A 9,639-nucleotide genomic window follows, 5' to 3' on the forward strand; every position below is an offset into this window, starting at 1 on the left:
CCCGCCCCGGGAGCGGGACGCGCGGGCCGGGTCAGAGCTTCTGGATGTCCTTGTGGACGACGTCGGAGCCGAGGTGGTCGGCGAGCAGGCGCACCTTGAGGGGATGCCCGGCCGGTGCCTTGATGACGATGTCGGGGTACTCGGCCAGGCCGGTGCCGTTGCAGGAGGGCTCGGTGGTCAGATTGGACCAGCCGTCCGTGCCGTGCGGGTTGTTCCACGCCACCCACGCGCAGTCGAGCTCACCGCTGTAGATCGTCACCGACTTGATCCTGACCGAGTTCACCGCGCCGTCGACGCGCTCGTAGATCACCGTCCCGGTGTTGTGGTGACGGCCTTTCCCGGCCTCCAGGTCGGCTTGGAGGACCGGGCCGGCCGGAGTGTCGGCGGTGGCCGGGGCCGCGCCCGAGGCAAGGGTCGCGACCACGAGCGCGGCGGCGGCGGGCAGGGCGGACAAGCGCATGACGGACCTCTCCATGAACCGGACAGAGACGCTTCATCCTGGTCCAGTACGCGGGCGGGCGCTGCGCCGGAATCCGTCAATCGGTGGCCCGGATCGAACGGTCGGGTCCGTGCCGGGCCGGGGTCAGCGGGCCACCGGCTTCAGTTCGCAGCGGCCTTCCGTGCACTCGCGGCGGAGCCGGCCGCGGGAGACGGTCTCGGCCAGGCCGATCGCCCAGCACATCGGGCAGCCGCGCAGAGCGACCACACCGACCGGGGCCAGGAGCAGGGTGGCCGGGCCGAAGACCGGGATGAGGGCGAAGGCCGCGATCAGCGAGCCGAAGCCCAGCGCGCCCCGCGCCAGATGCCGCGGTACGGACGCGCTCGCGAAACCGGAACCGCCGGAACCACCGGAACCGCCGGAACCGCCGGAACCGCCGGAACCGCCGGAACGGGAGGAACCACCGGAACGGGAGGAACCGGAGGAGCCAGGGGTGTCAGTGGTGAGCACGGGTGTCTCCCAGGGTGAGCTGGAGGGCCGCGCGGGCCCGGTGGAGCCGCGACTTCATCGCGGCGGTGCTGAGGCCGAGGGCCTCGGCGGTCGTCCGCCCGCTGTGCCCCTGGACGTCCCGCATGATCAGTACGCTGCGCTGGTCGGCGGGCAGCGCGGCGATGGCCTCCGCGACCTGTCCCGCCTCCAGGTGCCGCAGCACCTCGTCCTCCGCCGACATGACCGCCGTGTCCGGCAGCGGCGGCCGCTCCCGCGGCATCAGCCGGGCGCGGCGCAGACATTCGTTGCGAACGATGCGGAACATCCAGGACGCCAGTGCCCCGGAGGCCCTCAGCATCCCGATCCTGCGGTAGAGGATGATCAGCGCCTCCTGGGCCGCGTCCTCGGCGTCCTCGCGCGAGGCGCACAGCGAGTGCGCGAAGCGCCGTACGTTCGGGTGCGATCCGGCGACCAGCGCGGTGAGCGAGTCCAGGTCGCCGCCCTGCGCGGCGACGACCAGGTCCTCGCCCGGCCAGGTGCGGTCAGCCACGGGCCCGGCCCCGCCTGCGCAGGACGGCGACGGTGCACGCGCAGAGCAGGACGGCCGCGCCGGCCACGACGAGAACTGTGATCATGTCAAAACCTCCAGGTCAGGTGCCGACCTTGGCGTCGGCACCATACACAGGAGGCGCGGGAGCTCCGAAAGGATTCACCCCAGGGCCGGATCGACCACCGTCTCACCCGTCGAGGCCCGGCGGATCGCCTCCGCCAGGTCCTCCACCCGGTCGTCCCGCAGGACCAGACCGGCCGCGCCGGCGGCGAGCGCGGCCTCCCGCAGACCGGGGTGCGCCGAGCCTGTCAGGACGAGGATCCGGCACTCCGGATCGTCCTCCAGCAGGGCGGTCACCGTCGCGATCTCCTCCACTAGGGCCACTTCCGGGCGGGCCAACGGGTCGCGTACGACGTCGATGTCCGGCTGGAGGCCGAGCCGGAGCGCCAGGGCCGGATCGGGTGGGTCCAGCAGGACCCGCAGGGCGCGGCCTGGGCGGTGTTCCACGGGCATTTCGTCCACCGGGAAAGCCTATCTGACGGGGAGTCAAGAGTCTTCCCAAGTGCGGGGGCGTGCGTTATACATTCCCTCACCGGCCGACCCTAGAACGCGTTCTAGAACCGGCCGCCCCGCATACGACCTCGGTGCGGCCGACGGTGCGGACGGCCGCGCCGAGGTCTTCCAGGGCAGCGATTTTCCCGACCCACCGACGACAGGGAGCCGCATCCTCATGCCGATCGATGCCGCCAGGGCCCTCGCCGCAGACCCCCGCCAGGGGGACATCGGCTGGGACCACAAGGACATCCAGCTCTACCACCTCGGCCTCGGCGCGGGCCTGCCGGCCACCGACCCCGACGAACTGCGCTACACCCTCGAATCCAAGCTCCACGTCCTCCCCAGCTTCGCGACCGTCGCCGGAGCGGGCATGGCCATGCTCGGCGGCCTCGCCGCCCCCGGCATCGAGGTCAACCTCGCCCACGTGCTGCACGGCGGCCACTCCATCGAGCTGCACCGGCCCATCCCCGTCAAGGGCCGGGCCACCTCCAGCTCCAAGGTCGCCGCCGTCCACGACAAGGGCAAGGCGGCCGTCATCGTGCTGCGGTCCGAGGTCTCCGACGCCGACGGGCCGCTGTGGACCAGCGACGCGCAGATCTTCGTGCGGGGAGAGGGCGGCTTCGGCGGCGAGCGCGGCCCCTCCGTCAAGGAGGAGCTGCCCGGGCGCGCCCCCGACCGGGTCGAGGAGCGGCACATCCGCGAGGACCAGGGCCTCCTCTACCGCCTCTCCGGCGACTGGAACCCGCTGCACGCCGACCCCGAGTTCGCCAAGCTGGCCGGCTTCGACAAGCCGATCCTGCACGGCCTGTGCTCGTACGGGATGACCCTCAAGGCCGTCGTCGACACGGCCCTCGGCGGGGACGTCTCCCGGGTCCGCGCCTACCGCACGCGCTTCGCCGGGATCGTCTTCCCGGGCGAGACGCTGCGCATCCGGATGTGGCAGGAGCCCGGCCGCGTCCTGGTCTCGGTGACCGCCGTCGAACGCGACGACGCCCCCGTCCTCGCCGACACCGTCGTCGAACACGCCTGACACTCCGCCCCCTGACAGCACCGACAGGAGCCGCACCGTGCGCGCAGCACTCCAGAGCGAGATCGGCCAGGACAAGCTGGAAATCGTCGACGACATGGAAGCCGTGGGCTTCGGCCCCGGCAAGGTCAGGATCCGCGTCAGGGCCACCGGCCTGTGCCACTCGGACCTGTCCGCGATGAGCGGCGTCCTGCCGCAGCCCGCGCCCTTCATCCCGGGCCACGAGGGCTCCGGCGTGATCACCGACGTCGGCGACGGGGTTACGAGCCACCGGATCGGCGACCGGGTACTCGTCTGCTGGCTGCCGCCGTGCGGCCACTGTCCGTCCTGCACGCGCGGTCAGGGCCACCTGTGCCTGGAGGCCTTCGGGAACGTCGCCACCCCCAACTTCAAGCGGGCGTCGAGCGGCATCTTCGGCTTCGCCGGCACCGGCACCTTCTCCGAGGAGATGGTCGTCCCCGCCGCCTGCGCCGTCCCGATCCCCGACGACGTCCCCTTCGACATCGCGGCACTGATCGGCTGCGGCGTCACCACCGGCCTCGGCGCGGCCATCAACACCGCGAAGGTGGCGGCCGGTTCCTCCGTCGCCGTCATCGGCTGCGGCGGCGTCGGCATATCCGTCATCCAGGGCGCCAAGGTGCAGGGCGCGGCCCAGATCGTCGCCGTCGACCCCGTCGAGTCCCGCCGCGAGGCGGCCCTGCGGTTCGGGGCCACCGAGGCGGTCTCCCCGGAGGAGTTCGCCGACGCCAAGAACCGGATCACCGCCGGCGAGGGCTTCGACTACGTATTCGAGGTCGTCGGCAAGTCCGCGACCGCGCAGAAGGCCTACGAGATGACACGGCGCGGCGGCTCGGTCGTCGTGGTCGGCGCGGGCGCCCTCGACGACAACTTCCAGATCAACATGTTCTCGCTGTTCTTCGACGAGAAGAAGATCCTCCCGTCGATGTACGGCGGCGGCGACGTGCTCCGCTCCTACGAGCGGACCATCGCCCTGTGGCGGGCCGGCCGGATCGACCTGGCGAACCTGATCACCCACCGGGTGAGCCTCGCCGAGGTCAACGACGCCCTCGACCAGATGCGCACCGGCGTCGCCCTGCGCACCTGCATCGAACTCTGACCCGACCGCCGACCCGACCGCCGACCAGATCACCGACCCGTTCCGCAGACCCGTTCCGCAGATCCGATCTCCGAGGGGAACCGTACGGATGTCACTGCCACTTGAGGGACTCTCCGCCATCGTCACGGGCGCGGGCCGCGGGCTCGGCCGGGCCGAGGCGATCGAGCTCGCGCGGCTGGGCGCGAGCGTGGTCGTCAACGACTTCGGCCAGCCCGGCCGGGACGGCTCCGGAGAGGCCTCGGCCGCCCCGGCGCAGGAGGTCGCCGAGGAGATCCGGGCCGCGGGCGGGCAGGCCGTCGCCCACCTCGGCGACGTGGCCGACTTCGAGCAGGCACGCGAGCTGGTCGGGCTGGCGGTGTCCACGTACGGCAAGCTCGACATCCTGGTCAACAACGCGGGCATCCTGCGCGACCGGATGATCTTCTCCATGTCGGAGGAGGAATGGGACTCGGTGATCCGGGTCCACCTCAAGGGTCACTTCAACACCACCCACTTCGCGTCCGCGCACTGGCGGGAGCGGTCCAAGGCGGCGGGCGGCCCGGTCTACGGCCGGATCGTCAACACCTCCTCCGAGGCCTTCCTCGGCGGCTCGGCCGGCCAGCCGAACTACGCGGCGGCCAAGGGCGGCATCGTGGGTCTGACGACCTCGACCGCCCTGGCCCTGGCCAAGTACGGGGTGACGGCCAACGCGATCTGCCCGCGCGCCCGCACCCGTATGACGGAGGACGTCTTCGCCGGCTTCGAGGTCCCCGAGGACGGCAGGCTGGACGCCCTCGCCCCCGAGCACGTCGCCCCGCTCGTCGGCTACCTGGCCTCACCCGCCTCCGCCAAGGCCAACGGGCAGCTCTTCGTCGTCCACGGAGGCATCGTGGTCGTCATGGAACGCCCGAAGGTGGCCGCCAAGTTCGACACGGGCAAGGAGTCCTTCTCCTACGAGGAACTCGACGGGGTCCTCACCCCGCACTACGACTCCCGCCCGGCGAACGAGACCTTCGCCGCGCCGGAGGTCCTCGGCCTCAGGCACGACCGGACCTAGTGCCGCCCCGCCAGCGGAGCCTGCTGGAGGGGGACCGGGCGCGGCGAGGACGGGGGCGGCGGCGCGTCCAGGTGCACCGGCGGCGGAGGGGGAGCAGGAAGGTTCATCCCGACGATCCCGCAGGGCACCTCCGCCGTCGTGCAGGGCAGGTGCAGCCTGCCCTGCGGGCTCCACATGCCCGCACCGCCGAGCCACCCCGCCGGGGCGGCCAGCCGGAAGACACGCCGGTCGGCGGGGCGCCACAGGCCGATGTCCCCCTCGGGCAGCCACAGCGCCACCCCGCAGGACTCCGGCATCAACGCCTGGCCCGGCTGGACCGCGAAGGGCAGGACGTCCCCCAGCCGCAGGCACTCCGGGAAACGGACCGGACGCGAACTGCCCAGCACCCCCCAGCCCAGGCGCGGCTCGCCGGGGGCGTCGGAACGGATCAGCAGCAGCCCGCTGTCCGGCTCGGCCAGCAGCAGCCGGTCGTCGCTGTCCTCGGTGATCTGCAGCAGCGGGGAGACCTCGCCGTCACGCCCCAGGTCCACAGCGACCGCCTTGACGGTGCCGTCCAGTTCGCGGTCCAGGGCCAGCAGCCGGCCCGTCCGGTCCAGCCACACGCCGCCGGAACAGCTCCCCGGGATCCGCGCCACCCGCTGCGGCCCGAACGCGCACCCGGCCACCTGCCACAGCGTGCTCACGGTGTCCGACGCGGCCACGGCGAAGGCACCGGACCCGTCCGGCGCCGGCGGGAGCAGGAAGACCCGTACGCCCTCCTGCGCGTCCACCCCGCCCAGCTGGAGCTCCCCGGTGCGCGGCCCGGCCGCGGCACCCGTCGGGTAGAGCAGGGCGAACGCGTGGCGGTCCGCGACCCGCCGGTGGATCAGCACACGCCCGTCGGCCAGCGGGAGGAGCTCGCTGTCCGCCTCCTCGGGCTGCGCGAGGGGCAGCGGCACCACGTACGGCTCGGGACCGGCGAGGGTCCAGCGTTCCGCGTAGCGCGCCTCGCCGTCCCCGGCGAGCCGGGCGGCGTACGACCCGTCCGCGGAGATCGTGAACGGGGCCGTGGTCGTCATCTCGATGGCACAGACAGTCATCCGGGCCGTCACCTCCGGTGAGGAAGCTAGTTTTCGGGATTCCCGCCGAACAACACGACCAAGGCGGCTTCACACGTAAGGGTGTCCGCGCGGCGATTCGTCTGTGATGGGCAGTGCGCTTGTGCTGTGCGGCATCGAAAGGCAGGCGTGACAGGCAGGAGTCCGGCCGCTTCGCAGGTACCGGCACTGACCGGACCGGCCGCCACGGACGGTAGCCTTGGCCCGTGCCCCGTCTCTCTGAAGTCATCGCCGCGCTGGACGCTCTCTGGCCCCCCTCGCGGGCCGAGCAGTGGGACGCGGTCGGAACCGTATGCGGCGACCCCGACGCCGAGGTCACCCGGGTCCTCTTCGCGGTGGACCCCGTCCAGCAGATCGCCGACGAAGCCGTGGACCTGGGCGCCGACCTGATCGTCACCCACCACCCCCTCTACCTGCGGGGGACCACCACCGTCGAGGCCGGCACCTTCAAGGGCCGCGTCGTGCACACGCTGATCAAGAACGACATCGCGCTGCACGTCGCCCACACCAACGCCGACACCGCCGACCCCGGCGTCTCCGACGCCCTCGCCGGCGCCCTGGACCTGCGGATCACCGGTCCGCTGGTACCGGACCCGACCGACCCGGAGGGCCGCCGCGGCCTCGGCCGGATCTGCGAGCTGGACCGTCCCGAGCCCCTGCGCGAGTTCGCCGCGCGCTGTGCGGCCTGGCTGCCGCCGACCGCCCAGGGCATCCGGGTCGCCGGTGACCCCGACGCGATGATCCGGCGCGTCGCCGTCAGCGGCGGCTCCGGCGACAGCCTCTTCGCCGAGGTCCGCGCCGCCGGCGTGGACGCCTTCGTGACCGCCGACCTGCGCCACCACCCGGTGTCCGAGGCCCGCGAGCAGAGCTCGCTGGCCCTCGTCGACGCCGCCCACTGGGCCACCGAATGGCCCTGGTGCGAGCAGGCCGCCGCGCAGCTCGACGCGATCTCCGAGCGCCACGGCTGGGGTCTGCGCACCCACGTCTCGCGCACGGTCACCGACCCGTGGACGGTGCACGCGCCGTCCGTACCCTCCCCTTCTATCTCTGGAGCCCCCAACTGAACGCCGAGCCCGCCGACCAGATCCGACTTCTCGACGTCCAGGCACTGGACGTCCGGCTGTCTCAGCTCGCCCACAAGCGCAAGTCGCTGCCCGAGCACGCCGAGCTCGACACGCTCACCAAGGACCTGACGCAGCAGCGCGACCTGCTGGTCGCCGCCCAGACGCAGGCGAGCGACACGGCCCGCGAGCAGACCAAGGCGGAGCAGGACGTCGACCAGGTGCGCCAGCGCGCGGTCCGCGACCAGCAGCGGCTGGACTCCGGCGTGGGCATCTCGGCCCGGGACCTGGCGAACCTGCAGAGCGAGGTCGTCTCCCTCGCCAAGCGCCAGGGCGACCTGGAGGACGTGGTCCTGGAGGTCATGGAGCGACTGGAGGCCGCGCAGGAGCGCGTCACCGAGCTCACCGAGCGGGTCTCCGCCCTGGAGGCCAAGGTCGCCGACGCCACCACCCGCCGTGACGCGGCCACCGCCGAGATCGACGCCGAGGTTGCCAAGGTCACCAAGGACCGCGAGGTGATCGTCACCTCGATGCCGGGCGACCTGATGGCCCTGTACGAGAAGATCCGCGTCAAGCAGGGCGGGGTCGGCGCCGCGCGCCTCTACCAGCGCCGCTGCGAGGGCTGCCGGCTGGAGCTCGACATGGCCGAGGTCAACGAGATCAAGGCCGCCGCCCGCGACCAGGTCGTCCGGCACGAGAACTGCGGCCGCATCCTCGTCCGTACGGCCGACTCGGGCATCTGATGCCGCGTTTCGTCGTGGAGGCCGACGGCGGGTCCCGGGGCAACCCGGGGCCGGCCGGCTACGGCGCCGTCGTCCTCGACCGGGCCTCGGGCGAGACGCTGGCCGAGCGCGCCGAGTACATCGGCGTCGCGACGAACAACGTGGCCGAGTACAAAGGCCTGATCGCCGGGCTCACGGCGGCCCGTGACCTCGCGTCCGACGCCGAGGTCCTGGTCCGGATGGACTCCAAGCTCGTCGTCGAGCAGATGTCCGGCCGCTGGAAGATCAAGCACCCGGACATGAAGCCGCTCGCCGCCGAGGCCGCGCGGATCCTGCCGCGCGCGCAGGTCACATACGAGTGGATCCCGCGCGAGCGCAACAAGCACGCGGACCGGCTCGCCAACGAGGCGATGGACGCGGGCAAGCGGGGTGAGCAGTGGGAGCCGTCGGCCTCCGCGGCCGTCTTCGCGGCCCCGTCGGCCCCGTCGGCCCCGTTGGCACCGTCGGGTCCGCCCGGCGACGCCGCCGCGGGTGCCGCGGCGGCCCGGGCGGCCCTGGCCGCGGCCCGCGGCATCGCCGCCGGCCCCGCCGAGGCGGACACGCTCTTCGGATCGCCGGCGGCCGGGGCCGGAGAGGCCCGCGCGGCCGTCGTGCCCGTGCCGTCCCGTACGCCGGCCACCGCACCGGCGCCCGACCGGGCCCCCACGGCCACCGCCCCCGCGGGCGGGCAGGGCTGGGGCCCCGACATGGGGGCCCCGGCCACCTTCGTGCTGCTGCGCCACGGCGAGACCGCGCTCACCCCGCAGAAGCGGTTCTCCGGGAGCGGGGGGAGCGATCCCGAGCTGTCCCCGGCCGGCCGGCGCCAGGCGGCGGCCGTCGCCGAGGCGCTCGCCGCCCGCGGCACCGTCCAGACGGTCGTCAGCTCGCCGCTGCTGCGCTGCCGCGAGACAGCACGGGTCGTCGCCGACCGGCTCGGCCTCGACGTGACCGTCGAACAGGGCCTGCGCGAGGTGGACTTCGGCGCCTGGGAAGGCCTGACCTTCGCCGAGGTGCAGGAGCGCTTCCCGGACGACCTCCAGGCCTGGCTGGACTCGCCGAAGGCCGCCCCCACGGGCGGCGGGGAGAGCTTCGCGGCCGCCACCCGCCGGATCTCGGCCACCCGCGACCGGCTGCTGGCCGCGCACGCGGGCCGTACGGTCCTGCTGGTCACCCACGTGACCCCGGTCAAGATCCTGGTCCGGCTGGCCCTCGGGGCCCCGCCGGAGTCCCTCTTCCGGATGGAACTGTCCGCGGCCTCCCTGTCGGCGGTGGCCTACTACGCCGACGGCAACGCCTCGGTCCGCCTCCTGAACGACACCGCGCACCTGCGGTAGGCCCGGCCGTGCTCCTGGCGATGGCCGGGCGGGGTCCGGCGCGGTGCCGTGCCCCTGGCGGGGGGCCGGGCGGGGTACGGGCGTGGTGGGGGTGGGTCGGGGGGCCGGGCAGGGGTGTCTCCTCGGCTCGGCGCGTGCGGCCTTGGCCCGGCCAGGCGGCTTTGGGCGCGCCT

At 73.3% G+C, this 9,639-nt stretch carries 11 protein-coding genes; 6 read left to right on the forward strand and 5 right to left on the reverse strand.

All coding sequences use genetic code 11. The features are described 5' to 3' along the window. Nucleotides 1-31: 31 nt before the first annotated feature. From AAT21_RS02835 to AAT21_RS02850, 4 genes are all read right to left on the reverse strand, one after another. The gene (locus tag AAT21_RS02835; protein ID WP_046775080.1) at nucleotides 32-460 is read right to left on the reverse strand and encodes a hypothetical protein; all 429 of its coding nucleotides are present in this window, start codon (nucleotides 458-460) and stop codon (nucleotides 32-34) included. A gap of 123 nt (nucleotides 461-583) precedes the next feature. After that, on the reverse strand, nucleotides 584-949 hold the full coding sequence (locus AAT21_RS39810) for a hypothetical protein (protein ID WP_327152711.1): 366 nt from the start codon (nucleotides 947-949) through the stop codon (nucleotides 584-586). Then, the gene (locus tag AAT21_RS02845; protein WP_030964341.1) at nucleotides 936-1,478 is read right to left on the reverse strand and encodes an RNA polymerase sigma factor; all 543 of its coding nucleotides are present in this window, start codon (nucleotides 1,476-1,478) and stop codon (nucleotides 936-938) included. The genes AAT21_RS39810 and AAT21_RS02845 overlap by 14 nt, the downstream gene beginning before the upstream one ends. 159 nt (nucleotides 1,479-1,637) lie before the next feature. Next, the gene (locus tag AAT21_RS02850; protein WP_046775081.1) at nucleotides 1,638-1,991 is read right to left on the reverse strand and encodes a response regulator; all 354 of its coding nucleotides are present in this window, start codon (nucleotides 1,989-1,991) and stop codon (nucleotides 1,638-1,640) included. A gap of 217 nt (nucleotides 1,992-2,208) precedes the next feature. Between AAT21_RS02850 and AAT21_RS02855 the strand changes: the two genes are divergently transcribed. From AAT21_RS02855 to AAT21_RS02865, 3 genes are all read left to right on the forward strand, one after another. Beyond that, the gene (locus tag AAT21_RS02855; RefSeq protein WP_046775082.1) at nucleotides 2,209-3,063 is read left to right on the forward strand and encodes a MaoC/PaaZ C-terminal domain-containing protein; all 855 of its coding nucleotides are present in this window, start codon (nucleotides 2,209-2,211) and stop codon (nucleotides 3,061-3,063) included. A 37-nt stretch (nucleotides 3,064-3,100) separates the two neighbouring features. Beyond that, nucleotides 3,101-4,177, forward strand: a complete 1,077-nt coding sequence (locus AAT21_RS02860) for a Zn-dependent alcohol dehydrogenase (RefSeq protein WP_046775083.1) — start codon at nucleotides 3,101-3,103, stop codon at nucleotides 4,175-4,177. 88 nt (nucleotides 4,178-4,265) lie between these two features. Beyond that, a complete protein-coding gene (locus tag AAT21_RS02865; RefSeq protein ID WP_046775084.1) occupies nucleotides 4,266-5,213 on the forward strand; it encodes a 3-oxoacyl-ACP reductase in 948 nt (315 codons plus the stop codon). Here the strand turns inward: AAT21_RS02865 and AAT21_RS02870 are convergent. Further along, on the reverse strand, nucleotides 5,210-6,292 hold the full coding sequence (locus tag AAT21_RS02870; protein ID WP_046775085.1) for a hypothetical protein: 1,083 nt from the start codon (nucleotides 6,290-6,292) through the stop codon (nucleotides 5,210-5,212). The genes AAT21_RS02865 and AAT21_RS02870 overlap by 4 nt on opposite strands. A 224-nt stretch (nucleotides 6,293-6,516) precedes the next feature. On the opposite strand from AAT21_RS02870, the gene AAT21_RS02875 reads away from it, so the two are divergent. From AAT21_RS02875 to AAT21_RS02885, 3 genes are read left to right on the forward strand one after another with little or no spacing between them, the layout of a single operon-like run. Next, nucleotides 6,517-7,374 carry a Nif3-like dinuclear metal center hexameric protein gene (locus AAT21_RS02875; protein ID WP_046775086.1) on the forward strand — a complete coding sequence of 286 codons (858 nt, stop codon included), beginning with the start codon at nucleotides 6,517-6,519 and terminating at the stop codon, nucleotides 7,372-7,374. Further along, nucleotides 7,371-8,114: a zinc ribbon domain-containing protein gene (locus AAT21_RS02880; protein ID WP_200904329.1), complete on the forward strand. Its 744-nt coding sequence runs from the start codon at nucleotides 7,371-7,373 to the stop codon at nucleotides 8,112-8,114. Before AAT21_RS02875 ends, AAT21_RS02880 begins: the two co-directional genes overlap by 4 nt. After that, a complete protein-coding gene (locus tag AAT21_RS02885) occupies nucleotides 8,114-9,466 on the forward strand; it encodes a bifunctional RNase H/acid phosphatase (protein ID WP_046775087.1) in 1,353 nt (450 codons plus the stop codon). The genes AAT21_RS02880 and AAT21_RS02885 overlap by 1 nt, the downstream gene beginning before the upstream one ends. Nucleotides 9,467-9,639: the final 173 nt, after the last annotated feature.

The organism is Streptomyces yangpuensis (genome assembly GCF_001005295.1).
GTDB lineage: Bacteria > Actinomycetota > Actinomycetes > Streptomycetales > Streptomycetaceae > Streptomyces > Streptomyces yangpuensis.

Bases quoted from the DNA above. Each gene is read 5' to 3' on its own strand.
- AAT21_RS02870 (WP_046775085.1), bottom strand. From the start codon at position 6,292: ATGACTGTCTGTGCCATCGAGATGACGACCACGGCCCCGTTCACGATC.
- AAT21_RS02855 (WP_046775082.1), top strand. From the start codon at position 2,209: ATGCCGATCGATGCCGCCAGGGCCCTCGCCGCAGACCCCCGCCAGGGG.
- AAT21_RS02850 (WP_046775081.1), bottom strand. From the start codon at position 1,991: ATGCCCGTGGAACACCGCCCAGGCCGCGCCCTGCGGGTCCTGCTGGAC.
- AAT21_RS02865 (WP_046775084.1), top strand. From the start codon at position 4,266: ATGTCACTGCCACTTGAGGGACTCTCCGCCATCGTCACGGGCGCGGGC.
- AAT21_RS02885 (WP_046775087.1), top strand. From the start codon at position 8,114: ATGCCGCGTTTCGTCGTGGAGGCCGACGGCGGGTCCCGGGGCAACCCG.
- AAT21_RS02835 (WP_046775080.1), bottom strand. From the start codon at position 460: ATGCGCTTGTCCGCCCTGCCCGCCGCCGCCGCGCTCGTGGTCGCGACC.